Annotated in this window: 29 protein-coding genes and 1 tRNA gene; 17 read left to right on the forward strand and 13 right to left on the reverse strand. The window is 38.1% G+C overall.

Features of this window, described 5'->3' with window-relative positions; translation table 11 throughout:
- Positions 1 to 10: 10 nt before the first annotated feature.
- The 6 genes from H6607_10640 to H6607_10665 all read right to left on the reverse strand — a co-directional run bounded on the left by H6607_10640 (position 11) and on the right by H6607_10665 (position 5,515).
- The gene (locus tag H6607_10640; GenBank protein ID MCB9262821.1) at positions 11 to 703 is read right to left on the reverse strand and encodes a 16S rRNA (uracil(1498)-N(3))-methyltransferase; all 693 of its coding nucleotides are present in this window, start codon (positions 701 to 703) and stop codon (positions 11 to 13) included.
- A 3-nt stretch (positions 704 to 706) separates the two neighbouring features.
- Positions 707 to 2,014 (reverse strand): MFS transporter, encoded by a 1,308-nt coding sequence (locus tag H6607_10645; protein MCB9262822.1) that lies wholly within the window; start codon positions 2,012 to 2,014, stop codon positions 707 to 709.
- 30 nt (positions 2,015 to 2,044) lie between these two features.
- A complete protein-coding gene (gene clpX, locus H6607_10650) occupies positions 2,045 to 3,271 on the reverse strand; it encodes an ATP-dependent Clp protease ATP-binding subunit ClpX (protein MCB9262823.1) in 1,227 nt (408 codons plus the stop codon).
- Between the two features lie 6 nt (positions 3,272 to 3,277).
- Positions 3,278 to 3,970: an ATP-dependent Clp endopeptidase proteolytic subunit ClpP gene (gene clpP, locus H6607_10655; protein MCB9262824.1), complete on the reverse strand. Its 693-nt coding sequence runs from the start codon at positions 3,968 to 3,970 to the stop codon at positions 3,278 to 3,280.
- Between the two features lie 29 nt (positions 3,971 to 3,999).
- Positions 4,000 to 5,460, reverse strand: a complete 1,461-nt coding sequence (gene tig, locus H6607_10660; GenBank protein MCB9262825.1) for a trigger factor — start codon at positions 5,458 to 5,460, stop codon at positions 4,000 to 4,002.
- A tRNA-Leu gene (locus tag H6607_10665) sits at positions 5,434 to 5,515 on the reverse strand. The genes tig and H6607_10665 overlap by 27 nt, the downstream gene beginning before the upstream one ends.
- A gap of 280 nt (positions 5,516 to 5,795) precedes the next feature.
- On the opposite strand from H6607_10665, the gene H6607_10670 reads away from it, so the two are divergent.
- Positions 5,796 to 6,635 carry a hypothetical protein gene (locus H6607_10670; protein ID MCB9262826.1) on the forward strand — a complete coding sequence of 280 codons (840 nt, stop codon included), beginning with the start codon at positions 5,796 to 5,798 and terminating at the stop codon, positions 6,633 to 6,635.
- Positions 6,636 to 6,653: 18 nt separating this feature from the next.
- Entirely contained in the window at positions 6,654 to 7,064 is a 411-nt protein-coding gene (locus H6607_10675; protein ID MCB9262827.1) for a hypothetical protein, read from the forward strand.
- A 230-nt stretch (positions 7,065 to 7,294) separates the two neighbouring features.
- Here the strand turns inward: H6607_10675 and H6607_10680 are convergent, their stop codons facing one another.
- From H6607_10680 to H6607_10690, 3 genes are all read right to left on the reverse strand, one after another.
- Positions 7,295 to 8,380 carry a Fic family protein gene (locus H6607_10680; protein ID MCB9262828.1) on the reverse strand — a complete coding sequence of 362 codons (1,086 nt, stop codon included), beginning with the start codon at positions 8,378 to 8,380 and terminating at the stop codon, positions 7,295 to 7,297.
- Between the two features lie 311 nt (positions 8,381 to 8,691).
- The gene (locus H6607_10685; protein ID MCB9262829.1) at positions 8,692 to 9,744 is read right to left on the reverse strand and encodes a cytochrome-c peroxidase; all 1,053 of its coding nucleotides are present in this window, start codon (positions 9,742 to 9,744) and stop codon (positions 8,692 to 8,694) included.
- Between the two features lie 164 nt (positions 9,745 to 9,908).
- Positions 9,909 to 10,490, reverse strand: a complete 582-nt coding sequence (locus H6607_10690) for a 5-formyltetrahydrofolate cyclo-ligase (GenBank protein MCB9262830.1) — start codon at positions 10,488 to 10,490, stop codon at positions 9,909 to 9,911.
- A gap of 82 nt (positions 10,491 to 10,572) precedes the next feature.
- Here H6607_10690 and H6607_10695 point away from each other — a divergent pair, with 82 nt between their 5' ends.
- The 14 genes from H6607_10695 to H6607_10760 all read left to right on the forward strand — a co-directional run bounded on the left by H6607_10695 (position 10,573) and on the right by H6607_10760 (position 19,897).
- Positions 10,573 to 11,007 carry an Rrf2 family transcriptional regulator gene (locus H6607_10695; protein ID MCB9262831.1) on the forward strand — a complete coding sequence of 145 codons (435 nt, stop codon included), beginning with the start codon at positions 10,573 to 10,575 and terminating at the stop codon, positions 11,005 to 11,007.
- Positions 11,008 to 11,074: 67 nt separating this feature from the next.
- Positions 11,075 to 11,425 carry a group III truncated hemoglobin gene (locus H6607_10700; protein ID MCB9262832.1) on the forward strand — a complete coding sequence of 117 codons (351 nt, stop codon included), beginning with the start codon at positions 11,075 to 11,077 and terminating at the stop codon, positions 11,423 to 11,425.
- Entirely contained in the window at positions 11,425 to 11,862 is a 438-nt protein-coding gene (locus H6607_10705; GenBank protein MCB9262833.1) for a hypothetical protein, read from the forward strand. Before H6607_10700 ends, H6607_10705 begins: the two co-directional genes overlap by 1 nt.
- A gap of 13 nt (positions 11,863 to 11,875) precedes the next feature.
- On the forward strand, positions 11,876 to 12,592 hold the full coding sequence (gene ric, locus H6607_10710; protein ID MCB9262834.1) for an iron-sulfur cluster repair di-iron protein: 717 nt from the start codon (positions 11,876 to 11,878) through the stop codon (positions 12,590 to 12,592).
- The gene (locus H6607_10715; GenBank protein ID MCB9262835.1) at positions 12,585 to 13,046 is read left to right on the forward strand and encodes a hemerythrin domain-containing protein; all 462 of its coding nucleotides are present in this window, start codon (positions 12,585 to 12,587) and stop codon (positions 13,044 to 13,046) included. The genes ric and H6607_10715 overlap by 8 nt, the downstream gene beginning before the upstream one ends.
- Before the next feature lie 717 nt (positions 13,047 to 13,763).
- Positions 13,764 to 14,402, forward strand: coding sequence for a hypothetical protein (locus tag H6607_10720; GenBank protein MCB9262836.1), 639 nt, complete (start codon positions 13,764 to 13,766; stop codon positions 14,400 to 14,402).
- Positions 14,403 to 14,605: 203 nt separating this feature from the next.
- Complete coding sequence (locus H6607_10725; protein MCB9262837.1) at positions 14,606 to 14,896, forward strand: transcriptional regulator; 291 nt, start codon at positions 14,606 to 14,608, stop codon at positions 14,894 to 14,896.
- Between the two features lie 44 nt (positions 14,897 to 14,940).
- On the forward strand, positions 14,941 to 15,405 hold the full coding sequence (locus H6607_10730) for a hypothetical protein (protein MCB9262838.1): 465 nt from the start codon (positions 14,941 to 14,943) through the stop codon (positions 15,403 to 15,405).
- Positions 15,389 to 15,835 (forward strand): hypothetical protein, encoded by a 447-nt coding sequence (locus H6607_10735; GenBank protein ID MCB9262839.1) that lies wholly within the window; start codon positions 15,389 to 15,391, stop codon positions 15,833 to 15,835. The genes H6607_10730 and H6607_10735 overlap by 17 nt, the downstream gene beginning before the upstream one ends.
- A 12-nt stretch (positions 15,836 to 15,847) precedes the next feature.
- Positions 15,848 to 17,242: a DUF4173 domain-containing protein gene (locus H6607_10740; protein MCB9262840.1), complete on the forward strand. Its 1,395-nt coding sequence runs from the start codon at positions 15,848 to 15,850 to the stop codon at positions 17,240 to 17,242.
- Positions 17,243 to 17,315: 73 nt separating this feature from the next.
- Positions 17,316 to 17,993, forward strand: coding sequence for a hypothetical protein (locus H6607_10745; GenBank protein MCB9262841.1), 678 nt, complete (start codon positions 17,316 to 17,318; stop codon positions 17,991 to 17,993).
- Between the two features lie 2 nt (positions 17,994 to 17,995).
- A complete protein-coding gene (locus H6607_10750) occupies positions 17,996 to 18,619 on the forward strand; it encodes a DUF1361 domain-containing protein (protein MCB9262842.1) in 624 nt (207 codons plus the stop codon).
- A 272-nt stretch (positions 18,620 to 18,891) separates the two neighbouring features.
- Complete coding sequence (locus H6607_10755) at positions 18,892 to 19,236, forward strand: diacylglycerol kinase family protein (protein ID MCB9262843.1); 345 nt, start codon at positions 18,892 to 18,894, stop codon at positions 19,234 to 19,236.
- A gap of 181 nt (positions 19,237 to 19,417) precedes the next feature.
- The gene (locus tag H6607_10760; GenBank protein ID MCB9262844.1) at positions 19,418 to 19,897 is read left to right on the forward strand and encodes a hypothetical protein; all 480 of its coding nucleotides are present in this window, start codon (positions 19,418 to 19,420) and stop codon (positions 19,895 to 19,897) included.
- A 364-nt stretch (positions 19,898 to 20,261) separates the two neighbouring features.
- On the opposite strand, the gene H6607_10765 is transcribed toward H6607_10760, so the two are convergent.
- Together H6607_10765 and H6607_10770 are read right to left on the reverse strand one after the other, a co-directional pair.
- Positions 20,262 to 21,815, reverse strand: coding sequence for an OmpA family protein (locus H6607_10765; protein MCB9262845.1), 1,554 nt, complete (start codon positions 21,813 to 21,815; stop codon positions 20,262 to 20,264).
- A 58-nt stretch (positions 21,816 to 21,873) separates the two neighbouring features.
- Positions 21,874 to 22,344: a low molecular weight phosphotyrosine protein phosphatase gene (locus H6607_10770; GenBank protein ID MCB9262846.1), complete on the reverse strand. Its 471-nt coding sequence runs from the start codon at positions 22,342 to 22,344 to the stop codon at positions 21,874 to 21,876.
- Between the two features lie 89 nt (positions 22,345 to 22,433).
- Between H6607_10770 and H6607_10775 the strand changes: the two genes are divergently transcribed.
- A complete protein-coding gene (locus H6607_10775; GenBank protein ID MCB9262847.1) occupies positions 22,434 to 23,030 on the forward strand; it encodes a peptidylprolyl isomerase in 597 nt (198 codons plus the stop codon).
- A 3-nt stretch (positions 23,031 to 23,033) separates the two neighbouring features.
- Here the strand turns inward: H6607_10775 and H6607_10780 are convergent, their stop codons facing one another.
- Together H6607_10780 and H6607_10785 are read right to left on the reverse strand one after the other, a co-directional pair.
- Positions 23,034 to 24,302: a sterol desaturase family protein gene (locus tag H6607_10780; GenBank protein ID MCB9262848.1), complete on the reverse strand. Its 1,269-nt coding sequence runs from the start codon at positions 24,300 to 24,302 to the stop codon at positions 23,034 to 23,036.
- Positions 24,303 to 24,723: 421 nt separating this feature from the next.
- Positions 24,724 to 26,307: a peptide chain release factor 3 gene (locus tag H6607_10785; protein ID MCB9262849.1), complete on the reverse strand. Its 1,584-nt coding sequence runs from the start codon at positions 26,305 to 26,307 to the stop codon at positions 24,724 to 24,726.
- Between the last annotated feature and the right edge of the window lie 89 nt (positions 26,308 to 26,396).

Raw genomic sequence — 26,396 nt, forward strand, 5'->3', positions numbered from 1 at the left:
TTTGAGTTTGCTAAATTAACGTAAAATGATTTATCAAAGTACATGCCACCACTGCTGCCGTTTCGGTTCTCAATCTCGAATTTCCGAGAGAAGTGGGCAGATAACCTCCGTTTATCAACCCTTTAATTTCAGTTTCTGAAAAATCTCCCTCAGGGCCTATTAAAATTGTGGTTTGTTTTTGTGAAATTATATTGCCGATAGTAGCTTTTTGACCTTCATAGCAATGTGCAACAAGTTTTATTTCTGAATCATCGGTTTTGATAAAATCGTTTAGTTTTTGATCGGCCACTAACTCGGGCATCCACAAATTTCCGGATTGTTTTAAAGCCGAAATCGCCTTTTTTTCAATTCTACCCAAATTTAAACGGCTTCGTTCGCTGTTTTCGGTTTGGATAAAAGCAATTTTTTGCACACCAATTTCAACCATTTTCTCGGTCATCCACTCCATTCTATCCGCATTTTTTGTCGGAGAGACAGCCACCACACACGTAGATTTTTGAGATTGAAATTTGGTTTCTAAAATATCCAAACTCACTCTTTTTCCCGCGGTTTCAATGGCACAAGTGTACCTGTTACCTTTTCCATCAATAACCCAAAGGCTTGTACCAATGGTCAATCTCATTACTTTGGTGCAATGTCGGCTTTCTTCTTCGTCAAGAATAATTTTATCATTTTCGATATGTTGACTAAAGAAAGTGTGCATAAACTACAAAGCACTCAATTGCTTTTCGCTCTTTTCTGATTTCAACCAAAACAAACTTATAAAACCAAACACAAAAATAGAGGCAAGTATGATAACCGCATTTCGCATTCCTCCAAAATTTCCAGTGGTATAGCCATATAAAAATGGGCCGATGATGAGGCCAATTTTTTCTAAAACATCATAAAAACTGAAATAGGAAGCATGGTCGGTGGTTTCGCTTGGCAGCATCTGCGAATACGTGGAGCGACTCATCGATTGTATTCCACCCATTACAAAACCAACAATGGCTGCCAGAATATAAAATTCTGAAGGCTCAGAGATATTGTATGCAATAAGGCAAACCACTATCCATATAAGAACGGCAATTTTAATAACCCAAATATTGCCAATTTTTTTAGCAATTCGTGACATGACCATAGCACCCAAAACCGCCACCAACTGTATAAGAATTATACTGACTATCAATCCGCTGGTATCCACTTCGCCGTTCACAACAGGCCAGTTTATTTCTTCTTCGGCAAAAACAACTGCCAGCAGCATTATGGTTTGAACTCCCATATTGTAGATGAAATAGGAGAATAGAAACCGTTTAACTTGCTTCAAATGTCGCAGCTCTTGCCACACTTTCTGTAATTCTTTAAAACCTTTAAAAATGTATCCTGCCTCTTTTATTGGTTTTTTGTTATACACATTATGCGGTAGTCGGGCATAGGTTATTTGGGAGAAACCAGCCCACCACAGGCCAACAGCCACAAAGCCAAGTCGAGGAATAAGACCGCCTTGTTCTGGAAATGTTTTTATGGCAATTAGAATGGAAATTAATAATAAAATACTACCTATATAGCCCAGAGAAAATCCTTTGGCACTGATTTTATTGTGCATATCGGGTGTTGCAATTTCGGGCAAATAAGAGTTATAAAAAACCAAACTTCCCCAAAAACCAATGCTGGCCAAAAAAGGAGAAATTAAACTAAGTTCAAGATGATTTGGATTGAAAAAAAACAAGGTTACACACGATGCCGCACCCAAATAACAAAAAAACTGAAGGAATCTTTTTTTGCTTCCGGTGTAGTCGGCAATGCCGCTTAGCAGCGGCACCATGATGGTAACAACCAAAAATGAGGCAGAAAACACATACGAATAAAGCTCCATGTGTTCAAAATTTCGTCCCCAAAAATCTACTCTTTCGGGAGTCATTTTTCGATAAAACATCGGAAAAACAACAGAAGTAATAACCAAATTATAAACCGAATTTGCCCAATCGTAAAATGCCCAACCGTTTATAACTTTTGGATTGTTTTTTTCAAGCATACGGCCTCGAAGTAACGAAAAAAAGAGAAACTAAGCTGCTCTTTGCTGAAACTTGCTCAATTTCTTTTGAGCTGTGTCTATACTGATGGTTACTTTTTTAGATTTTTTATCAGATGGCGATTCGTACATATAGTCCAACAAAAGTGCCTCGCACATAGACCGAAGACCTCTTGCTCCTAACTTAAACTCCATGGCCTTGTCAACAATATATTCAACGACATTTTTATCAAAAACCAATTCTTTACCCTCCAATTCAAACAATTTTTCGTATTGTTTAATCAGGGCATTTTTAGGTTTTGTAAGAATTTCAATCAAAGCCTCTTTATCCAACGTATCCAAATGGGTAAGCACCGGAAGTCGGCCAATTATCTCAGGAATAAGCCCAAAACTTCTCAAATCAAGCGGCGATATATATTGCAAAATATTATCCCGATTGGAAGCCAATTGTTGGTCTTTTTGATTTTTAAATCCGACTTTGCTTGTTGCAATTCTTCGCTCAATTATTTTTTCTATCCCTTCAAAAGCACCGCCGCAGATAAACAGAATGTTGCTGGTATCAACGGCAATATATTTTTGATCAGGATGCTTTCTGCCACCTTGTGGTGGCACGTTGGTAATGGTTCCCTCCAACAATTTGAGCAAACCTTGCTGAACACCTTCTCCACTCACATCTCGAGTAATGCTTGGGTTATCGCTTTTGCGGCTTATTTTGTCCACCTCATCCAAATAAACAATACCCCGCTCGGCGGCCTCTACATTATAATCGGCAGCCTGTAGCAACCGCGTGATAATGCTTTCCACGTCCTCGCCCACATAGCCAGCTTCTGTTAAAACGGTGGCATCGGCAATACAAAACGGAACGTTTAAAATTTTGGCTAATGTTTTAGCAATCAAGGTTTTGCCCGTTCCCGTTTGCCCAACCATCAAAATGTTTGATTTTTCAATCTCTACGCTGTTCGACTGAACATTTTTAAGATGAATCAACCTTTTGTAGTGATTATAAACCGCTACCGAAAGTACCTTTTTTGCCTCGTATTGACCAATGACATACTCATCAAGATATTCTTTTATCTCAATCGGTTTTTTAAGATCAATTTTAAATTCTGTTGATTTCTTTTTCTTTTTATCCCTACCACCACTCTCTTCCGAAACAATTTGATACCCTTGCATAATGCAATCATCGCATATATGTGCATCCACACCCGCAATTAGCATTTCAACCTCGCTTCGCTTTCTACCACAAAAAGAACACTCCATGTAAGGCTATTTTTTTATTTTTTTTGCGTTTAATAAAATGTCGTCAACCATTCCATACGCTTTCGCTTCTTCGGCAGTCATCCAATAATCTCGGTCAGAATCTTCCGAAACTTTATCAAACTTTTGGCCCGAATGGTGAGCTATGATATCGTAAAGCTCCTTTTTTAGTTTTTTGATTTCGTTCACGGTAATCTCCATATCACTGGCCTGTCCTTGAGCTCCGCCCAATGGCTGATGAATCATGGTTCGCGAGTGTTTTAGAGCAGTTCTTTTACCGGCAGCCCCGGCACACAACAAAACTGCGGCCATACTGGCTGCAATGCCTGTGCAGATGGTGGCAACATCTGAATTGATTATCTGCATGGTATCGTAAATACCCAACCCTGCATACACCGAACCTCCCGGGCTATTTACGTAAATCTGAATGTCACGATTTGGATCATTCGAATCCAAAAACAACAACTGACCGATGATAATATTGGCCACCTGGTCGTTGATAGGCACCCCAAGAAAGATAATTCTATCCATCATCAATCTTGAAAAGATGTCCATAGAAGCCACATTCAACTGTCGTTCTTCAATAATGTTTGGTGTTAAACCAACAGGTGTATATACGCTTTGAATGTAATTATCAACGTGTAAACTATTGATACCTAAATGTTTCGTTGCGTATTTTTGAAATTCTTTACCGTAATCCATTGTTAAAAATATTGTCCAAAAATAACCATTTAGTGATGATTATGTTCATGATTATGATGTTCAATCATTTTATAGAAATCATCTACCTGTATATCTTTGGTTTCAATGGTAACCATACTTTTTATTTGCTGCATCACCTTTCGGTTAATGGCCATATCTCCCACTCTTCGCATAAAATCGCGGTCTTCTTTGTTCTTTTGCTCAAAGTATTTTATGGTTTCCATGTCCGGATTTGTAAGACCATATTGACGAAGTAGCTGCACGGTGTAGCCATAAGAAACATCGGCAATTTCTTCATTGCTTACCTCAAGTTTAAACTCGCTTACCAATTTTTCAGTAATCAATTGCGAGCGTAAATGTCCTGCCTCATGCTGATATTTTTCGTCGATGTTTTCGTCAGTATAGGTATCCGGATAGGTTTTAACCAACCATCTTTTCAAAAATGCGTCAGGCAGTGTCAATGAATGGTTGTCATGAATTAAATGCGAAATGCTGTGTTCTAACTGATGCTCCGCCTCGCTGTTGTAGTAAGAAGCAATGTTTTCTTTGAGTTTTGTTTTAAACTCTTCTTCCGAACTTACGGCTCCTTCGCCAAACACCAAATCAAAAAGTTCTTGGTTTATTTCCGCTTTTTCAAAGCGTTTAACCTCGGTTATTTCAAACTTAAATGTTTTGTTGATGTCGTTTAATCCTTCTACAGGTAGCTCTAAGGTGCGGGCTAAAACCTTTTCATTGTCATTAAAAAATTTAAAAATATCCAGCTCTACCATGTCGCCAACTTTCTTTCCCAACAATGATTTTTGGGTATCAGCATCCTTTACCAGTTCCAACAAAACCGTTGTTTCTTTTCCTTCAACACCGCCTTCTAAGGCTTCTCCATTGCTATCCAACTCTGTCAGCAAACCTTTTACAGTGTCCTGATCGGTCTCGGTCATATCAATTTCCAACATTTTGCCATATCTACGTTGGTTGTTGTCCACCTCGGTGGCAAGTTCTTCGTCAGAAACCAAAATATTGTATCGAACTAATTTGTCTTTTGGTGTAAAGTTTAAATCAAACTTTGGTGCAAGTCCCAAATCAAAATACAGTTTAAAATTCTCCTGAGTTTCAAAATCAATTGGGGCTTGTTCATCGCTGGCTAGGGGCTGCCCCAACACATCGATGTTGTTTTCTTGCAAATAGTTGAACAAGGTATTGGTGGCAAGTTTATTAACTTCTTCCACCAAAATGGCGTTGCCCACCATCTTTTTAATCATACCCATAGGAGCCATGCCCGGACGAAATCCAGGAATTTTGGCTTTGTTTCGGTATTTCTTCAATTCACTATCTACGCTTGGTTGATAGTCGTCTTTAGTTAGCTCAATGGTAAGCAATGCATTTAAAGCATCTTTCTCTTCAAATGTTACGTTCACGCGTTTAAAAATTTTTAATGATGAAAAATAATCGTTGTTTAAGATAAAAAGTGCGGGCGAAAGGACTCGAACCTTCACACCGCGAGGCACCAGATCCTAAGTCTGGCGTGTCTACCAATTTCACCACGCCCGCATCTTTCCCTTTCAAAAAGGGCTGCAAAAGTAAGAGTATTTTTGTGTTTTAAAAAAAATATTTTCTGATTGTTTTAGGTCTATTTTTGATGGCCAGGTTTGTAAAAAAGTTGGTTTTATTGCATTGAGAAGAGAAAAATAAATTCAAATAATTTTGGTTAACCATTCTTTCTTCAATGTACAATAAATTTACACGTTTAAAGGATTATCAAAGAGCTATGGAATACACAGATTTGTTAAAAATACCGCCCCAAAAACCAATATGTTTTTTGGCTGGGACAATGGTAAAGTTGGAAAATGAGCAAAGACCCATCGAACAAATAAAAGTGGGCGACATGGTATATGCCTATGATTTTAAATTACAGAAAACGATTTTAAAACCTGTTATTGAAATATCAAATAACTTCTGCACCAAATACGTAGAATTATATCTGGCCAACGATGTAATAAAAGTTACCGGTTCGCACCAATTTTGGTTGGTAGATGCCAATCAATGGATGGCCGCATCCGAATTAAAAACCAATATGAGCTTAATGAATCACAAGGGTCAAAAGATGAAAATTGAAAAAATTTGCATTAAAGAGCAAGAAGCCAAGACCTACAACTTTGAGGTTGCCGATGTTCATAATTATTTTGTTGGCAACAATAACATACTTACACACAACGGAAAAAGCCTGAGCAAATCCAGCTTTAACTCGGAAGAATTGATTGAGGTGCGGTTTTATGAGTTAGATAATGCAAGCAAAGAGGCTCGTTACGTTGGTCAAACCACCAAACCGACCGTCGGTGCAAGGTATGATCAACACGTTTACGAAGTAAACCCCTACCAAGCAGATGGTGTAACACCAAAAAAATACAATGCTAAAAAGAAAGTATGGATGGATAAAATTAGAGGTATTTATGAACTTGAGATAAACGGCAAAATAGGGCCATTTAAAATGACACGCTTTGAAGCCGCCGTAACGGAGATGTATGAAATGAATAAACTTGGTGGAAAAAAAGGAGCAGAAACGTTGAATCGTATGAAAAATTTGGAAAACGGTCAAAATCCTATAACCCAAAGAAAATTTGAATATTTTAAAAAGCACAAATCATTCAATCCATGTAGGTTTTATGTTTAACAATTAATCATTATAAAAATGGAATTTTCAAAATATTTATTTAGAGATGTTATTTGGTCGTTTTTTTTCGACCCATTCGATACCCAAGCAGAATTTGAAAAGGAATTAAAAAACTATCACGAAGAAATAGATTTTCGTTCAAAATTAAATCTCGATTTTAAGGGTGTTGCTCTTGAAAACAAAGATGTGGCCATTCAGTACATTAAATGGAACGAAGAGGAGGAAGACCACGACGAAGAAAGAATAATTTTGGTGGCAGATAATGGAAAATATTTTACCAATGGCGAATTAATGTACAAAATACATCAGGCACTGGCACCAGAGCTTGAAAATGATGAGAGACATTTTTTTGAGGGCTTGCTTTTTGGTGGAGATGCCGAACCGGAGAATCCCGGCATTCCTTTGTATTTTGTACTAACAGGAAGTTGAAAAGGTTGATGAGATAAAAATTCTTTTGGGTTCAATCAGAGTCACTCTTTAGAGGACTCTGATAATTCTTTTCTTGACCATAGAAATACATTTCCTTTAACCTAACGCTGGCATCAGAGCCTCCGGTCGAGTGACTCTGACGTTACTTTGAGGAGGGTTATAGTTGTATCCAAAGCGAAGTTTTTAAAAACAGCGAGATTAGTCATGGATTTGAAGTTTGTAATTATTGCCTATTTTTCTTCTAAAATTTTTAATAACCCTTCATTCAGATACAATTTTTCTTTTCCAACTTTTATAGATTTCAAAAATCCGTTTTCTTCCAAAGTTTGCAAGTAGCTCCCTACTGTTTTGGGGTTTCCGATATTTTTATCAATTAAATGTTGGCGTTTGGTATAAGGCAAACGAAACAAAATCTCCACTAAGTCCTTTGAATAAATTTTAGGTAATTTTGCCTTTATTTCGTCCGCAGTTTTTGTCATTGTAGTTGTGATTTTATTCAAACGCTCCAGGCCTTTCATTGAAGTTTCCTCAATCATATCCAACATATACAAAATGTAATTTTCCCAATCGTTGTTTTCGGTTACACTTCGCAAACTTTTATAATAATCTGCTTTGTTTTTGATGATGTATTCGCTTAAATAAATCGCAGGAGTGTCAAGCAAACCTGAAAGTTTTAGATACAGCAGCAATAAAATTCGTCCTGTTCTTCCGTTACCGTCTGCAAAAGGGTGGATTGCTTCAAACTGATAGTGCATTAAAGCCATTTTTATCAATGGGTCAATGCTTTCATCTTCGTTGATAAATTTTTCCAAGTTTGCTAATTTTTCACGAATTACGTTTTCGCCACTTGGTGGTGTGTAAATTACTTCACCTTTTGTGTTGCTTAAAGTTGTTCCGGGTATAACCCGAATAGAAGCCGTATTTTGTTTGATACATTGTACAATGCTAATACAAAGATTTGTTGTGATGAACGGTTTTTTCTTTAACTGTTCTAAGCCCAACCAAAGTGCCTCTTTGTAGCTCAACACTTCTTTGGTTGCTGAATTTTCTACTTTTTTATCTGCAACTAACGATTTGTAAAGTTCATCGTTTGTTGTGATAATGTTTTCGACTTCCGAACTCGCTTTTGCTTCCTGCAAATAAATCGTGTCTAAAAAAAGTGTCGGATTGGGTAAGTTGAGCAAAGTTCCGTTCAGTTGAGCCAATGCTCTACCTGCCGAAATCGTTTTGCGAAGTATTTCTTTCGTTTCAATATCGGCCTTTGGCGGCAATAACGGTAAGTTGTTATATGGTATTTCTTTGTTGAATTTGCCCATTTTGTTCAAGTGTAAGATTCACGCTCGTTTGCAATACAAGGGCAAAAATACCAAAATTTTACTCTCGTTCAAAACATAAGGGTAAAATTTACCCTCGTTCGTTTTTTGCCTATTTGCCCGATTTGTCTCCCTCCATGTCTCCCGTTGGGGGAACGTTGATGGATAAACACTCTTAGTTTCCTTCAAACTCCTCTATCGATTAAATCTCTAATGGTTCATAAAGCCTCAACCTAACGATACAGGAACGTTAAGAGAATAAATAACCACAAAAAAAGCCCTTCGCAATGCGAGGGGTTTAATGGTAAAAGAACCTAACTTTTAGCCGAGAGAATAGCGGGAATCTCTTTGGCTTTTTCGGGTACATCTCCAGTCAGTGATTCCAAAAATGCCACAATATCTTTAATCTCTTGGTCGGTCAAATCTCTGTTTAGGTTTAATTTGGCCATGATTTTTACCGCATCGTTGAGGTTTGAAACCGAACCATCGTGAAAATAAGGTGCCGTTTTGGCAATATTTCGGAGCGAAGGCACTTTAAACATATCCTTGTCCGCTTCTTGATTGGTTACCTTTTTCCTGCCTTCATCGTTTACCTTACTGTTTGTAAGTGTGCGATAATCGGAATATACCCCAAATTTTTGGAACATATTACCCCCCATCAAACTACCATTATGGCAGGCTGTGCAGCCAACTTTCACAAATGTTTCCAAGCCACTTATCTGTTGTGCAGTCAAGGCTGATTTATTTCCATTTAAAAAGCTATCAAAGGGTGATGGGGTAATTAAAGTTCGTTCAAAAGCGGCAATCGATTTTTTAATATTGTTATAGCTAACCGGATTTTCATCGGTTGGAAATGCTTTTACAAATAAGTCTTTATATTCTGCAATTTGAGACAGCCTGTCCACCAAAAATTGCTCGCTCGGAATGGCCATTTCTACCGGATTTAAGATGGGCATTCCGGCCTGTTCTTCCACGTCTTTTGCCCTTCCATCCCAAAACTGAGTCGAATGAAATGCGGCATTCAATACCGTAGGTGAGTTTCTTTCTCCCAGCGTACCATCATCGCCCGGAGAGGTAGCTTTATTATCCACCCCAAAGGTTGCCAAATTATGACAAGAGTTGCAACTGATGTTGCCATCTTTAGAAAGTCTGGTATCGTAATATAACACTTTGCCCAACTCTATTTTTTCGGGAGTCAATGGGTTTTCATCCGAGGTGGCACGCCCAGAAACACTTTTAAACAAGGCCTTAGCTTGATTGTATGATTCTTCGCTAATGTTAACTTGCTTTGTTTCGTTATTTTTTTTAGAGCAAGAAGCCACAAAAATTGCAGCACCAACGGGGAGTAAATAAAACCAATTTTTCATGCCGCTAAGTTAACACAAAAGTTTTGGTGGCAGCATGTTGCATTCTACATTTTAGCAAAATTCGCTCAATTTATACACACTTAAAATTTGGTGTGGTTTTACACCCATTTTTTTGGGAAGTAGAACAATACCGCTTTAGGTTAAAACGGGAGAAAAACCATTCTTCACATTCCCATAAATTCATCAACAGCGGGGTATTTCTGGTATGGCAATGTTTCGGTTAATTGAATATCGTGCGGCTCTAACGGAATATTTTTTAGATGCTGAAAAGGGTATCCAACACCCAATGTGCATGCCTGCGGATGTTGCAACAAAAAAGTATCATAGTATCCGCCACCGTAGCCCAACCGAAAATTTTGACTATCAAAAGCCAAGCCGGGTACAATTATTAAATTATAGTCTCCATGATAAACCTCGGCATTGGCAGGATGTCTGGTGCCAAAAACACCTTTTTCCAGCTCATTCAACGAGTATAGAATGAGGTTTTGCATCTTTCGGTTAGGGAGTGTTTTAGGCACAACAACCGCAATGTTTTCATTTAACATTCTCTCTATTAATGGGTTAATATCAATTTCGGCACCCATGGGCAGATAGCAATGCACCGTTCTATATGCACGTTCAATAATGTTTGTCCAAATTTTTTCGCACACCCAATGGTCATATCGCTCTTTGATGCGTTTTTCCAATTTTGCCCGTTTCATAAGCATGTGTCCTCTTAGATTTTTCTTCTCTTCGGCTATTGTCATATATCATTTATTTATCAAATTTCAATTCGGACAAATTTATCCGAATTAAAATTCATTACTTTTGCCAAAAAAAACAGACGAAATGTTTTCAAAAGCCTGTGAGTACGGAATTAAAGCAATCATTTACATCTGCCATCAATCGCATCACGACCAGCGGGTAAGTTTAAAACAAATAGCCACCGCCATTGATTCACCCGTTGCGTTTACTGCAAAGATATTACAATCATTATCCAATCATCAAATCATCGTGTCAGTAAAAGGACATAACGGAGGTTATGAAATTCCGATAAAACGGCACACCGACATAACGCTTCATCAAATTGTGGAAGCCATAGATGGAGATAAAATATACAACGGTTGTGGGTTGGGTTTAGAGCAATGCAATGAGCAAAAACCCTGTCCGATGCACTTTAAGTTTAAGGCTGTTAGAGATGATTTAAGACAAATGCTGCAAACCACCACGGTGGCCGAGCTTACCAATGGATTGCAGGAGGGTTTGGCATTTTTGAAACGTTGATCTTAAACAATAATAATTCTATTTGAAAGAACATAAAGACATAGAAACGATAGAAGACATCCAATTAATGGTAAATTCCTTTTACAACCGGATAAGGCAGGATGATTTATTGGGCAACATTTTTAACGCAGTAATTAAAGATAACTGGCCAATACATTTAGAAAAAATGTACCGATTTTGGCAAACGGTGCTATTGAGCGAGCATACCTATAATGGAAGTCCGTTTGCACCACATGCCAAAATGCCAATAGAGAAAGAGCATTTCGAAAGGTGGAAAATGCTATTTTTTAAAACGGTAGATCAATATTTTTTTGGGAAAAAAGCGGAAGAAGCAAAGTGGAGAGCAGAAAAAATGGCCGAAATGTTTTTGCTCAAAATCGAATATTTTAAAAAGAGTGAAACCAAAACCATTCATTAATGAACTCAACCATTAAATACCCCGTGGCAATGGCAGCCGTTTTTATTTGGATAGGTTTTGTGGGAGCCATCAGCTTTATGGAGGCTTGGTTAAAGTTTCAGGCACCCGGCATTACATTGCCGCTGGGCTTGGGCATTGGGCAATTGGTATTTAAAGCCTTAAATCGGGTAGAAATAGTGCTTTCCGTTACCATACTTGTAAGTATGTTGTATGCAGGAATAAAAGGTTTTGAGTGGCAACATCTGCTTATTCTTATTCCCTTTTTGATAGTCTTGCTTCAAACCGTGTGGCTCTTGCCTGCTCTTGATTTCCGAGCCGAAATGCACATTCAGGGGCTAACCGTGCCACCTTCAAACCTCCATTTTTACTATGTTATTTTAGAATTTATAAAAGTAGTATGCCTTTCTATTTTTGGAATAAAATTGGTTAAATCTTAAAATTTTTCAAACAATGAATATCACAACAAAAAGTATCGTTGGCGAATTAGTTGCCGCCGACTACCGCACGGCTTCAGTTTTTAAGCAGCACAATATTGATTTTTGTTGCAAGGGTAATAGAACCATATACGAAGTGTGCCAACAGGCCCAACTTGATGCAGAAAAGTTGATTGATGAATTGAATAAAGCGGCTGAAAAATCCAACCATTCAACAACAGACTTTGCCTCTTGGGACAGCGATTTGTTGGCCGATTACATCGAAAAAAAACACCATCGATATATAGAGCAAAAAGTTCCTGAGCTTAAAGCTTATTTGCACAAAATTGCCATGGTTCACGGCGAACATCACCCAGAATTGATTGAACTTGAACAATTGTTTACGGCATCTGCCCAAGAGTTGCTTCAACATATTCAAAAGGAGGAAAAGATTTTGTTTCCGTTTGTTCGAGCAATGGCCAATGGCGAGTCACTTCAGACTCCACCATTTGGCACCGTGCGAAACCCTATAAGCATGATGATGCTTGAACACGACAACGAAGGAGAACGGTTTAGAAAAATGTCTGAATTGAGCCATAATTATACACCACCCGCTGATGCCTGTGCAACATATATAGCGGCCTTTGCACTGCTGAAAGAATTTGAGGAAGATTTGCATTTGCACATTCACTTGGAAAACAATATTCTATTTCCGAGAACAATAGAAGCAGAAAAAACAGCAAATTATGCCTGAGCCTATAAAACGGCATCGCTCACTGCAACCCGTAAGTCGAGAACACCACCATGGCTTATTGTTGTCATGGAAAATTCGGCAAGGATTAAGTTTGGGTATTGCCCCAGAACGTATAAAGAAATATACCGATTGGTTTTGGGAAAACCACCTCCAACCTCATTTTGAATTTGAGGAAAACTATGTTTTTTCCATTTTAGAAAAGAATCAACCATTGATAAAAAGAGCCTTGGCAGAACACCGGCATTTAGAGCAGCTTTTTACTGCCGCCACAATGATTGAGAGCAACCTTGTCAGCATCGAACAAGAATTGGCAGCCCACATCCGTTTTGAGGAAAGGGTTCTATTTAACGAAGTACAAAAGGTGGCCAGCGAAGAGCAATTGAACCATGTTGAGCACGCACATTCTAACTCGATAACCGAGGACTGGCAAGATGAGTTTTGGGTTAGAGCCTGATTATTATCTCCGAATTGAAAGCTAATTTGGAATTATTTTACTCCAAACAAGGCAAAATTGACAAGAATAGCAGAGAGCTATTTGAGGAAATTTTAACGCAGTTTGGGTTGAAATAAGCAAAATAGGTCAATTTGTGCGATAATAAACAAGCTCTTAAAGAGAGTAAGAAAAATGTGAATCGTTAAACATCGATTCATTCAGATTTAAAAAGTGTAAAGCATGCACAAATTGAACTTGTTGTTATAAGCAAAAAAGTAGTATTTACTGCCGCCAATTGCGTAGGCAGCAGTATTGTGGTAGAGAAATAAGTATCAGAATAATCTATATTTCATTTTTAATTGCCAAAACAAATAGAATGACGCCTGACGAAATCCAAAAAAATACTGACATGCAATATAGATAAAACTTCCTTTTCTCTGATTTAGTGAGCGTTGGAACTACCGACTTTCTAAATAATTCAAACGTAAAATTACCCCTCCAAAAATTAACCAAATAAGAATATCGCTCAATCTTTTTGCTCGGAAACCTCCTTTGCAATTCATCAATTATGTAGAAATGGTAATTATTGAGAAATGGAGTTAGTACTACTATAAACAAAAAAAGAATGTAAGACAAAGGATTTGATGGCATACAATAATTAAGAAACTCTAAAACGAAATTAAAAAAACTTGCACAATCCAAAAACTTAAATTTACTTTGCATCTCAAAGTTATTTGAATGAAAGAAAATAATCATTTAGAGCAGCTCTCAGAAATCCGTTCGATGATGGAACGCTCTACCCGATTTATATCGCTGAGTGGCCTTAGTGGTGTGATGGCTGGATTATATGCCCTTGCGGGAGCTTATATGGCACATCGTCGAATTACCAATTCAGAAAATTACCAAGAATACATCAAGAGTTACAGCACCATATATGAGGGTCGAATCAATCAGGATATTATCTTTTTCGTGCTGTTGGGTTTGGTGGTCATGTTTTTCTCATTCGTTACCGGATATGTTTTAACCAAACGCAGGGCTGACAAAAACAACCAAAAAATGTTTGATAAAATAGCTCGAAGGTTGCTCATAAACATGATGATTCCATTGGCTACTGGAGGCGTGCTATGTGCTATTTTTCTCTATCATGGCTATTGGGGGTTGGTGGCTCCGCTGACACTCATTTTTTATGGTTTGGCACTCATTAACGGAAGTAAATATTCGCTCGAAACCATCCGCTTTTTGGGCATATTTGAGGTTTGTATTGGTTTAATTTCGGCATTCGATATTGGCCATGGATTATATTATTGGGCGTTGGGTTTTGGTGTGTTGCACATTGTATATGGCATCTATATGTGGTGGAGGTTTGAAAGGAAATAAAATTGGGATGTGAGACTTGCTTGAGATTTGAGTATTGAGATTTGAGATATTAGTAATGAGAGATCAACATTGATCTATGTAAAAAATAAAGATATGGTTAGATAACGTAAGATTTTTTGTAAGGCTTCTTTGACAGAAGCTAGGAAATAACCTACATCAAAAGTCTTACATCTCCATTCTACTATCTAACATCTAAAAAAGTAATGATAGAAAAGATAAATAAAGCGTTTGAAAGTAGGGTTCGGTTGGGCATTATGAGTGTGCTGCTTGTAAACGATTGGATGAATTTTAACAGCCTAAAAGAACTACTTGAAGTGACTGACGGCAATCTTTCGAGCCACATCACCGCTTTAGAAAAACTTGACTATGTGGAGGTTAGAAAAGAATTTATAGGCAAACGTCCCAAAACAAGCTATCGAGTAACACAATTTGGAAGAAAAGCATTTCAGGAACATTTGAATGCCCTTGAACAATTGATAAACCGGACGACTTAATTTTTTTTTGAATTTAAACTTTGAATTGCAAAGTACTTTACAATATGAAAGCAATAAGAATATTAACCGTAATAATTCAACTCGGACTGCTCATTGCAGGGTTGACGGGTTTCTTCGTCCCACAAGGAATGGATTTGTTGACAAACTCTTTTTTTATAAAAATTCCAGTTCTGGCCGATTGGCTGCCATTTGTAAAACAAGGTGTATCAGTGGTAGATAATCAATACCCATTTATTTGGTACGGCACAGATTGGATGGTTTTTGCCCATATACTATTAGCCATTCTTTACATTGGGCTATACAACGACCCAATAAAAAATGAATGGTTGGCAACTTTTGGCCTCATAAGCTCGGCTGCCGTTTTTCCATTGGCGTTCATCATGGGTTCCGTTCGGCACATTCCCTTTGTTTGGCAATTGTTCGACTGTTCGTTTGGCCTTATAGCGGGGATACTTTTTGTCTTTATTAAGTTGAATACTAATAAGTTGAAAAATGCAAACAATAACTGAAATATTAACCGACGGTTTCAAGATAATAACTGGTATCGGGTGGGTTTTGATAATCCTTTTTATGTTCTCGCTACCTGCACTGACTGTTTACAGTATTTTAAGAGCATGGTTTTCTAACATCCGATTTTCGAAACAAGCTTCTTTATCAATTGCAAAATACAACCTCACTATTGTTCCTATTGCAATTCATTTAATTTTTCTGGTTGGCATTTTTTATTTTGATATTAATCACTCTATAGAGATTCCCACTTTTAAGCTATTGGTAAGTATTTCCTTTTTTGGTTTATTAATCGAATCGTTTATTCAAACACCTTTCAAAGAAAAAACCGTATTACAGAAATGCCTTCAGATACTCATTTTGATGTTACCGACAGTTGACTTTATCTGCTTTTTAACACAAATAACCTGGTATTTCGGAATGAATTTTTAACATATATACAATATGAAAACACAACCCAAAATATTAATTATCAGTACATTAACCCTCATTTTTGTGTTATGCTTTTTTCAAACGGATGGGTTTGGGCTTAACGTCTTTGCGGCCTCACTCTTTTTTGCCTTTGCCGGATGGATGTATGCCCAAAACCTTCAACAAAAAATTGTCCTTATCGGTTTAATGGTTGCCGGAGCCGGAGTATTTTTAAACGGTTTTGGTTGGTCGTTTTTTACCACCATTGTGGCCTTTTTTGTTGCCGCCATCGGCCTTGTCTTACCACAATTTGAGCCTTTTTCTGCCTTTTTTATGGGTTTTTTAAACCTTCTCCTCTCCCCTTTTCTAACAATTATAGAAATTTTAAAAAGTCTAAACAAAAGCAACTCGACCGCCCCCAAAAGAGCAATTGCCGTAGTAATTCCTCTCTTTTTGCTCTTGATTTTTGGAGGCTTTTATTATCAAAGTTCGCCCACCTTTCGCAGTTTGGTCGGCACGTTGCATTGGGCCGATTTTCCAGAATTTGCTGCAATAACCATTTTAGGAATATTGATATCCGGTACATTTATTCTAGCCTTTGTACCCGCTTTTGTCCAAAAACTCTTCGTAACACTTTTTATCAGAAAATCAAAACAAATAGATCAGTTTGTCAATAGCCCAAATACTTCCACGGGGTGGTTGATTGGCATTTGGGGACTCAATTTATTGCTTTTGGTGGTAGTGGCCTCCGATATTTTTTACCGACTAAAAGGTGAGTTGCCCCAAAATTTGAGTCATTGGCAATATTTGCATCAGGGCATATACTCTTCCATAGTGAGTGTGGTTTTTGCCGGGGTATTAAGTGTGCTGACAGGCAGCTACGCCCAAACACAAAACCGAAAAAAGCAGCTCACCGCCAACCATATTTTTATTGCTCTTAATGTTGTTTTTGTGTTCTTAAACGTGTTGCGAAACCACGACTACATCTTTCACTACGGACTTACAGAAAAACGAATCGTTATCTATTTCTATCTCGCCCTGTGCTTTGTCGGTTTAATGCTAACTGTCTATACCATTTTGCAAAAAAAATCCATTTTAAGCCTATATAAACTTTGTACATTTTCAGTAGCTATTGCACTCATTTTGAGTTCATTACCGAACTGGTCGAATATCATTACCCGATACAATCTTACGCATATTCCAAAACAAGAAAACCGCATCGACTATTGGTATTTGATTGGTTTGGGGCCAAACAATGCACATTTATTATATCCTCATTTGTCTCAAATGACTGATAACGAATCGGAATACTTCCAGAGGCAAGGTATGTATATATACACGAATGATTCTGAGGATTTCCGGTCATTTAACTTGGCAGATTATTGGGCAAATAAATCATTCACTCAACAATTCGCCACGGCGAAGTAAACATCAATAAACACGAAAAATGAAAACATCACTTTCAAAAATTTATCTGTATTTAGGCATTTTTGCCATTGCCATGGGGCTGTTAGAAACGGCTGTAGTGGTGTATCTCCGAGAACTTTGTTTTCCCGAAGGCTTTGATTTTCCATTAAAACCAATAGGTAGAAACTTGGCTGCCGTTGAGCTTTGGCGTGAGGTGGCCACCATTGTTATGCTGATTGGTGTGGGCTATTTGGCTGGTCACAACAAAAACACCCGATTTGGTTGGTTTTTATATGCCTTTGCCCTGTGGGACATTTTTTATTACGTTTTTCTAAAACTTTTCCTTGGTTGGCCTGCATCGGTTGCCACGTGGGATGTGTTGTTTCTAATTCCAGTAATTTGGGTTGGCCCCGTTTGGGCTCCTGTTCTTCTTTCTTTGATAATGATTGGTTTTACAGTAGTTTTAAACCAAATGAACCGGCAATACAACGTCGCCATTGGTCGTTTAAACTGGTTGCTGCTCATAGTGGGTTCGGTAGTTTGTATCGTCAGTTTTTGTGTGGACTACGTGCAATTCTCGGCAGCGGTTATTCCTGATTTTGTCTGGACCGATTTGTTTGACATCAGCAAAAATATGGGATTAAAATACGTTCCGCATAGTTTCCCATACTGGATTTTCCTTTCCGGTTTGGCATTCATTATCAGCGGAATAGGTCGTTATTATTGGCAAAATAGAAGAGACACGATGCTTCGTATCACTCAATTGTTTTAAAAATGAAAAAATACAAATCTCTTTTTCTGCTATCCGGTTTTTGCATTATTCTCGTTGCATTTCGGGTAATTTGGCAACAACATTTTATATTTAGTTTTTTGTTTTGGAATCTCTTTTTGGCCTGGTTGCCCCTACTTTTTCTGAATAATTTATCCAATGAAAAATGGAGCCTTAAAAACCTGATTTTGATAGGTTTAACCCTTGTTTTCTTGCCCAATTCGGCCTATTTAATTACAGATATGGTTCATTTGCGACATAGTTTACACTCCCCCACATTTTGGTATGATTTGGTCATGCTCTTCTCCTTCTCGCTGGCAGGCTGTCTTATCAACTTTATAGTTATAAATCGATTGAAACTATTTCTGGCGAATTTCCCATCAAGAAACATACAGATTTTGGCACTTTCGGCAATCTATTTGTCTGTAGGGTATGGCATATATTTGGGTCGGGTAGAGCGATACAACAGTTGGGATGCACTGCTACATCCATTAGCCTTTTGTTCGGATATGATACACCTTATTTTTAGTCAAGATGCCTTTTACATTATCGGTTTTACGACACTTTTTGCCATCTTTATTGCCGTTTTGGATTATGTTTTTCATTCAATTTCGGCCAATAATGAATAAGTTTTTAAAAAAGCTCCGTAACCTCAGTGAATCCCTCCGTGTTCGCCGCAGCGAATTGTGGTTGGAAAATAGAGTAACCACAGAGTACACAAAGGATGCACAAAGAACACAGAGAACGTTCATTTAGCTGCGGCGAAAACAAAGAAAACTCCGTGGCCTCTGTGAAAAAAAACTCAGTGTCTTTGTGGTTAAAAACGATTAACCATTGAGAACACAGAGATTTTTAACAGAGAATACAGAGGAAAATTTACATTTCATTTATCTTTACACGAATGAACAAGTTTTTAAAAAGTTTACCCATAGCATTTTCGGGCATCGTTGCAGCTTTTAAATCAGAATTAAGCCTAAAAATTCAATTGGTTTTTGCAGTGGTTGCTATTTTTTGCGGGTTTTATTTAAACATCACCCGAATGGAATGGTTGGTATTGGTTTTAACCATTTCATTAGTAATAGCCGCCGAAATGCTCAACACCGCCATTGAAAAAACACTCGATTTGTTGCACCCTCAACAAAGCCCAAAAGTAAAATTTATTAAAGACGTAGCCGCCGGAGCCGTTTTGATTTTGGCATTGGCATCGGTGGTGGTTGGTATTCTTATTTTTTGGGGTTATATCTAAAGCCACTGTTTACTATGGGTAGATTGCTTTGATATAGCAAAAATCTTATGTATTTCCTTCAGGCTTTTGGTCAACTTACATTTGTTGCAGCAAACCCTCCCAAATTGAAAAAGGAACAAGAAATATTACCAATTAGGAATCAGGTTTAAGTGACCATAAATTTGTAATTAAAAAAAACAAGATGAATAATTACATCGGCATTAGCAATGGAAATCGAGGATATTTCCCTGCTAAAATTAAGAAGATTGGAAACTACCAAGTTCTTGTAGAAATATTTAAAACCAAAGAAGAACGAGTTTTTGACATACATAGATGCCATTTTCCCTGGTTATCCTCTGACTTATTTGAATCTTGCGGATTTATTCCTGTTGAAGGTTCAATGGAGTTGCTTTTTATTAAGAATGATGTATTAATTAAATTGGCGGTATTACCATCGTTTGAAAAGGATGAGGATGTTAGGCCTGAAGAAGTGGGTATAAAGATACTTTATAGCCAATTTTTAACCGAATTTGAGAATAAACTAAATATGATTACTTCAAAATCGGATATAAAAGGGTGGATAACTAAAATTCCAACATTTTTCAAAGAGCTACGTGAACACGGAATCGACGTAGACGAAGAAGAAGTGATGAGGAAATATTGTGAACGGCAAATCTACTAACATTGAATGACTTAGAAATTATTGTCTCCTTTCTTTTGTCTTAACACAAAAGAAACAAAAAGTCAAGGCTCTGATTGGCTTTTTGAATTTCATATTGAATTTTTCTAAAATGTCGGCGATCTCGCTCGCCCACTCGCGAGCTTCCTCCATTTTTACGAAAAATTCTACTATTCCATTCAAACACTAATCAAGGCCACCTGCTTCGCATCATCGAATTAAAAATTAAGATACGAAGAAAATGATAGACCTTATGATTATTCGCATTTTCAAGGTGTTTGGTGGGGAAAAAAGAATTCCGTAGGGGTAAATGGGTATTATTTGAAAATACAATAATGGTTGAGGCACATTGTATTGTGTTCTACCATTACCGTTTTATTATTTCAACCTCCACCCTCCTGTTTTTTGCCTGTCCTTCGGGAGTATCGTTGCTGGCAATTGGTTCGGTGTCGGCATAGCCTTTTATGCGGAGTCGGTCGGCGGCGATGCCCTGCATTATCAAAAACTGTTTTACCGATTTTGCTCTGTTGTATGACAGTTCCAAATTATGGTCATAACCTCCGGTGTTGCTGGTGTGGCCAGCAATTTCAATTCGCATAGTTGGATATTGAATAAGCATATTTTTTAGCTTTACCAAAGCAGGCATCGACTGAGGCAACAGTTGAAATTCATCATTTTCGAAATAAATATTTTCCAGCACAAACTTATCTCCGGCCAGGGGTTCATCCTGAAGCAAAGAAGAAAGTGTGTCGTAAATAACCAAAGGTTTGGGTGCGGGCTTCTCATTCAAATTGCATGTACACTCGGTGGAGTCGCTAATGGGAAGAAGCACCAAATCATCCATGATGTAGTATGCCTCGTGCTGATAGCCTTTTACCGGAGTGAGCGATATATCACGTAGATGTTTGAAACTGCCGATGGTTAAATATTTTTCACCACCTTGAGCTTTGTACTGACATTGCAGCAACATCCACTTTGACTTGTATGGTAAATAGCTTTCGTTGAGCAGCAAGTTTGGCTGTTTATCAATGACTTCGTTAATGCTTTTAATTGGTTTTTTGCTAAAGTGAATGCCCAAGCCATTGCTGGTTAAAGCACATTGATTGGCGAGTTTTACATATAAAGAAAAGCAATAAACACTATCTTTCTTCAGAGGTTTCACTAATCTGTTTTGCAAATATTCAATATCCCGCACAAGGCTATACACCCTAAATCCAACGCAACCCGTGCCGCTTTTACAGTCTTCCGAATAGAAAAAATCAGGCGTGGGCGATGCCGGTTTCCAGGCAGTTACTTCATTTTCAATAGAGGCTCTGCTTTCGGCCAAAAGCGGGTGTTTTTCAAACATGGCGTTGTCCACCAAATTGCCCTCCACATTTGGCCAATTGGCTGCTTCGCGAAGCAAATGTGGGCTGCTCAATCGTTCCTCTTCGTCAAAATAATAGGCCATTTCTTTCTCGCTTCGCAGGTTTACATATTCGGTAACAATTTTTGGTTGGGCAAATCGGTCGAGATGCTCAAAAACCAGTAGCTTACCATATTGCTCTTTCACGTCATACGCCGAATTACCTTCCATCAAATAAAAAATTCGTTGAGCTTCTTTTCTGTATATCTGGTCGTTTCTATACCATAAAGATAAAATGTGGTCGCCCAAGGTGTCATAATATTTAACCTCGCCATTTAGCACACTGGCCTTTTGGCGTAAATCGAGGGTGTAATTGGCCTCTTTAATTAACTTGCCGGATTTGGTAAAAAATTCCCAATGCCCTGTGGGTATCATTGTGGTATCTTTCAATAGAAATTCGGTGGTTTCCACCATTACATAAAATGAGCCTTTGCCCGAGTTTACAAGGGTATCAAAATATAGCGTATCCTGCGAAAAACCGAGTTTGGGCAGATAAATAAGAGCAAAAAGGAGCAAGTGTTTCAACTGTTTTTCGGCTTTATATATTTTTTATGCAAGAGGTAACCCTCGTGCGTTATTCATTTTTATTTTTCAAATATTCAATAAAATTGTCATTACATCGCATCAACATTTCGTAAACTTCTTCAAAACCATTCATTCCGCCATAGTACGGGTCTGGCACATCTCCTCCCCTTCCTATATCGTCAAACTCCCTCATTTTTAATACAGTAGCTTTGGCCGTATCATTTTTCAACCTTAGCACATCGTGCAAATTCGATTCATCCATCACCACTATAAAATCGAACCTTTCAAAATCTTCTTTTACAAATTTTCTGGCTCTGCTCGGAAGATAAACGCCATGTTTTTCGGCAGTTTGAATCATCCTTTTATCGGGTCTTTCCCCCACATGATATCCGGCGGTTCCCGCAGAATCGACATAAAAATCGGCTGCCAACCCTTTTTCATTAATCAAGTGTAAAAAAGCCCCTTCGGCCATCGGCGACCTGCAAATATTGCCAAGACAAACAAACAAAATGCTTTTCATGCCTCAAGTATAGTTTATTTATGTGATGAGATTATATCCAAATGTTTTAACCAGATTCATAAAATGCACGTATTCTGTATTTTTGTTCTATGAAATTTTGGCACATTACCCTTTTAATTCTTCTTTTTTCATGCTCCGAAAAAAACTCGGAAGAAATGCCCGTTGAAAAAAAATATCCGATCGCTCATGTGCAAACGCGGTTAGGTGAAATGTACTTTTGGCTGTACGACGAAACACCAAATCATAAAGCAAAATTTATTGAGCTGGCCAATGCCAAGCATTACGACCAATTTACCTTTAACCGAGTGGTTAAGAATTTTGTGGTGCAAGGCGGTTGCCCCGACCTGCCAGAGTACTTTGAGAACTCTCCCTACATATTGGATCCGGAGTTTGTTGACAGCTTAAAACATACATACGGGGCATTGGGAATGGGCAGAGATGATAATCCTGAAAAAAAATCGAATGCCTGTCAGTTTTACATTGTGTGCAACGAAGCAGGATTGCCCAGATTGGATGGCGACTACATGATTTTCGGAAAAATAATAAAAGGGGAAAACGTATTAGAACTGATTGAAAAAGAAACGGTTAACATCATCGATGAGCCACTGGAAAAAATTGATTTGAAAGTTAGCATAAAACAGTTTACCGCCAACCAACTTAAAGACAGTCTTCAGTTTTCTCTCTGACTTTTAGGCTAATTGAGCAGGGGAAGGAATGTGGGTAATTTTATTACCCAGCCACAACCAAGCCAACATGGCAGCAGAAAACGCCCAAACCACAAGGTTGAACCCTTCAAAAGCCACCGACTCAAAAACAAGCGGAATAAAAACCGCCACCAAAATCAATCGGATGCTGTCCAATATTCTACTGCCCGCTTTGTTATCCAAAAATCGGCCATGAGTCCAAACCGAAAAGAAAATTACCCCAACCAAAATCATTAATTCTCTATTGGCAAACAACAGCGAAGTTGAAATATCTTTATAGTCAGGTACCAAAGCAAACATGGCCACAAACAATCCTAAAGTAAAAATATTGTTTATCAGCATATAGGCACCAAACTCTTTACTCATGGGCGTTTGATGTTGCAGTCTGTTTCCATTTTTATCAGTTTTATATTGATTCGGCAAATAGCCCACATCGGCCGGTGTCCATTGGGGTTTGGCAAAAAAAATCTTTACTTTATCCTTAAAACTCGATGCCAATTTGGCTCGTTTAAACATATCCTTCCAATAAAAGAAGTGAGCATTGTAGGCATCATCGCTTTCAAAACCCGTGGTAATTCCATACTCAGGTTCTTCCTCTTCCGGCGTGTAGGTTTTAAAAATTTTATCCCACAAAATAAGTACGTGGCCGTAGTTGTGGTCGATGTATTTTTCGTTTCTGGCATGATGAACCCGATGATTGGAAGGAGTAGAAAAAATGTTTTCTAAAAAGCCCAATTTGCCAACCACACGGCTGTGCGTTACAAACTGAAACGCTCCGACAAACATGATTCCGAAGAGCGACATTTCAGGTGAAAAACCCATAACCGGAAGCCAAATAAAGAAAAACGAACGATTGAAAACGGCAAAAAACGACACTCTGAAAACCGTAGAAATATTAATGTCTTCGCTTTGATGATGCACAATGTGTGCCGCCCACAAAAAGTTGATTTCGTGGCTCAATCGGTGATGCCAATAGGCCGCAAAATCTGCCGCCACCACGGCCAAAACCCATGTAAACGCATTGCTTGGAATGTGCCATGAGATGGAAACATTGTCAAACACCCATTGGGCGGCAATAAAAAACACGAAGTACCAAAAGAAAGCGAAAACCCTTTCCAAAATTCCGCAAGACAGATTGACCATAAAATCGGCTAAATCATACGTTTTTATGTTTTTTCTAATGGCAAAAAAACGTTCTACCAACATTAATATGGCTAAAATAGAAAGGGTTATAACCCAACCTTGTGCAGACATTGATTGTTTTTGCGGCAAAGTTAATACTTCTGTTGGCTGTTGCTAAATGATTTTTATCTACCATGTCAATAACTCAAGTCAAAGGGTAAGTTAATAGGGAGAGTTCATTCAAAAAAAAATTCGTCTCATAAATCTGCTGCTGTTTTGCCAATTTATTTTGGTTCAAACGGAAACCGATATTATAAGAATTTCCAAAATTAAAAATATTGGCAAGGTTGGGAGAATTACAAATCAGGTTAAGGTGCAATGAAAAACAAAGGTATTTCCCGAAAAAATAATTTTAACCAAAGCAAACTGGCGTATGAAAAACAACCACCAGTTAGTTGCATGTAGAAAAGGTATATCCAAACATCATACTGTATTAGGAGTGGTGATAAATTTACAAATTTGAAAACTCAAACCTTTTACAAATCAACCCAACCTATACTTTAAACTCCGAGGTTTCGTGGAAAGTGATGTCGGGGTTATTGCTGCGAGCCATTTGAAGCACATAAGGGGAGGAGGCTAAATACACTCGGTTTCCATCTTTGTCTAAGACAATTTCCTTTGGACGATATTGGCAGAAGGAATCTATTTTGGCCTTGTCTCCAGTCATCCAGCAGGCTTTGTGAAATGCCAGTGCATCAAATCGACACTTGGCCGAATATTCATGCTCTAACCGATATTGAATTACCTCAAATTGCAATTCGCCCACCACACCAATGTATTTTCGGTTGCCGGGTTCTTGTCTAAAAAGCTGTGCAACACCTTCGTCTGTAAGCTGTTCAATCCCTTTTTCGAGTTGTTTGCTTTTCATTGGGTCAAGGTTTATTACCTCTTTAAATATTTCAGGCGAAAAGCTCGGAATTCCTTTATAATTCAGGTCTTCCCCCTCGGTTAAGGTATCTCCAATTTTAAAGTTTCCGGTATCATACAGTCCAATCACATCGCCGGGAAAGGCATTGTCAATAACGTTTTTGCTTTGAGCCAAAAAGTTGTATGGGTTACTAAACTTTAGGTTTTTATCCAATCGCACATGATGGTAGAATGTGTTTCGTTTAAACTCGCCCGAGCAAACACGCAAAAAAGCAATTCTATCGCGATGTTTTGGGTCGAGGTTGGCATGAATTTTAAACACAAATCCGGTAAATTTTTTCTCGCTCGGTTCTACGGCTCTTATGTCGGTGTTGCGAGTTACGGGGTTTGGAGCTATTTCTACGAAAGTATCGAGCAGCTCTTGCACACCAAAATTGTTTACCGCCGAACCAAAAAATACAGGGGCTAAAAACCCTTCTCGATATAAGCTTCTATCAAAAGGTTCATACACGCCTTCAATCAGTTCCACATCCTCACGCAACTTTTTAGCATTTTTTTCGCCAACCAATTTATCCAATTTTGAATCAGATAAATCAGTTATTTTCTCGTAGCTGTCGGCTTTTCGGGTCTTATTTACTTCAAAAATATTCAATGACTTATCGTGCAAAAGATAAACACCTTTAAAGTCACGCCCCATGCTAATGGGCCAGCTTAATGGCCGCACAGAAATATTCAATTCATTTTCTACCTCATCCAACAAATCAAAGGGGTCTCGTCCGTCGCGGTCAAGTTTGTTAATAAAAACGATTACCGGTGTATTTCGCATTCTGCATACCTCCATTAGTCGGCGGGTTTGCTCTTCCACACCTTTTACGCAGTCTATTACCAAAATAACGCTATCCACAGCGGTCAAAGTTCGGTAGGTATCCTCTGCAAAGTCTTTGTGACCAGGTGTGTCGAGAATATTTACAATTTTGTCTTTATAGTCAAAAGCCATAACGGAAGTGGCCACAGAAATGCCCCGCTGCTTTTCAATTTCCATAAAATCGGAAGTAGCTGTTTTGGTAATTTTATTGCTTTTAACGGCTCCAGCCACTTGAATGGCACCCCCAAAAAGCAACAACTTTTCGGTTAGCGTAGTTTTTCCGGCATCAGGGTGGCTGATAATTCCAAATGTTCGGCGTTTTGATATTTCTTTTTCTAAACTCATAAAATGGGTGCAAGAATACTTTTTTTGGAACTAAGCCCAAAACTAGCGGCTGTACTTATCCTAATTGATGCATTTATAAAACAAAGCGA

It is taken from the genome of Flavobacteriales bacterium, assembly GCA_020635395.1.
Taxonomy (GTDB): Bacteria; Bacteroidota; Bacteroidia; order NS11-12g; family UBA9320; genus UBA987.

Bases quoted from the DNA above. Each gene is read 5' to 3' on its own strand.
- H6607_10775 (MCB9262847.1), top strand. From the start codon at position 22,434: ATGAAATTTTGGCACATTACCCTTTTAATTCTTCTTTTTTCATGCTCC.
- H6607_10740 (MCB9262840.1), top strand. From the start codon at position 15,848: ATGAAAACACAACCCAAAATATTAATTATCAGTACATTAACCCTCATT.
- H6607_10640 (MCB9262821.1), bottom strand. From the start codon at position 703: ATGCACACTTTCTTTAGTCAACATATCGAAAATGATAAAATTATTCTT.
- H6607_10675 (MCB9262827.1), top strand. From the start codon at position 6,654: ATGGAATTTTCAAAATATTTATTTAGAGATGTTATTTGGTCGTTTTTT.
- H6607_10685 (MCB9262829.1), bottom strand. From the start codon at position 9,744: ATGAAAAATTGGTTTTATTTACTCCCCGTTGGTGCTGCAATTTTTGTG.
- H6607_10680 (MCB9262828.1), bottom strand. From the start codon at position 8,380: ATGGGCAAATTCAACAAAGAAATACCATATAACAACTTACCGTTATTG.
- H6607_10700 (MCB9262832.1), top strand. From the start codon at position 11,075: ATGGTAAATTCCTTTTACAACCGGATAAGGCAGGATGATTTATTGGGC.
- H6607_10715 (MCB9262835.1), top strand. From the start codon at position 12,585: ATGCCTGAGCCTATAAAACGGCATCGCTCACTGCAACCCGTAAGTCGA.
- H6607_10735 (MCB9262839.1), top strand. From the start codon at position 15,389: ATGCAAACAATAACTGAAATATTAACCGACGGTTTCAAGATAATAACT.
- H6607_10695 (MCB9262831.1), top strand. From the start codon at position 10,573: ATGTTTTCAAAAGCCTGTGAGTACGGAATTAAAGCAATCATTTACATC.
- H6607_10670 (MCB9262826.1), top strand. From the start codon at position 5,796: ATGGTAAAGTTGGAAAATGAGCAAAGACCCATCGAACAAATAAAAGTG.
- H6607_10755 (MCB9262843.1), top strand. From the start codon at position 18,892: ATGAACAAGTTTTTAAAAAGTTTACCCATAGCATTTTCGGGCATCGTT.
- clpX (MCB9262823.1), bottom strand. From the start codon at position 3,271: ATGGAGTGTTCTTTTTGTGGTAGAAAGCGAAGCGAGGTTGAAATGCTA.
- H6607_10750 (MCB9262842.1), top strand. From the start codon at position 17,996: ATGAAAAAATACAAATCTCTTTTTCTGCTATCCGGTTTTTGCATTATT.
- H6607_10720 (MCB9262836.1), top strand. From the start codon at position 13,764: ATGAAAGAAAATAATCATTTAGAGCAGCTCTCAGAAATCCGTTCGATG.
- H6607_10730 (MCB9262838.1), top strand. From the start codon at position 14,941: ATGAAAGCAATAAGAATATTAACCGTAATAATTCAACTCGGACTGCTC.
- H6607_10725 (MCB9262837.1), top strand. From the start codon at position 14,606: ATGATAGAAAAGATAAATAAAGCGTTTGAAAGTAGGGTTCGGTTGGGC.
- H6607_10760 (MCB9262844.1), top strand. From the start codon at position 19,418: ATGAATAATTACATCGGCATTAGCAATGGAAATCGAGGATATTTCCCT.
- H6607_10705 (MCB9262833.1), top strand. From the start codon at position 11,425: ATGAACTCAACCATTAAATACCCCGTGGCAATGGCAGCCGTTTTTATT.
- H6607_10645 (MCB9262822.1), bottom strand. From the start codon at position 2,014: ATGCTTGAAAAAAACAATCCAAAAGTTATAAACGGTTGGGCATTTTAC.
- H6607_10780 (MCB9262848.1), bottom strand. From the start codon at position 24,302: ATGTCTGCACAAGGTTGGGTTATAACCCTTTCTATTTTAGCCATATTA.
- ric (MCB9262834.1), top strand. From the start codon at position 11,876: ATGAATATCACAACAAAAAGTATCGTTGGCGAATTAGTTGCCGCCGAC.
- H6607_10770 (MCB9262846.1), bottom strand. From the start codon at position 22,344: ATGAAAAGCATTTTGTTTGTTTGTCTTGGCAATATTTGCAGGTCGCCG.
- H6607_10785 (MCB9262849.1), bottom strand. From the start codon at position 26,307: ATGAGTTTAGAAAAAGAAATATCAAAACGCCGAACATTTGGAATTATC.
- clpP (MCB9262824.1), bottom strand. From the start codon at position 3,970: ATGGATTACGGTAAAGAATTTCAAAAATACGCAACGAAACATTTAGGT.
- H6607_10745 (MCB9262841.1), top strand. From the start codon at position 17,316: ATGGGGCTGTTAGAAACGGCTGTAGTGGTGTATCTCCGAGAACTTTGT.
- H6607_10690 (MCB9262830.1), bottom strand. From the start codon at position 10,490: ATGACAATAGCCGAAGAGAAGAAAAATCTAAGAGGACACATGCTTATG.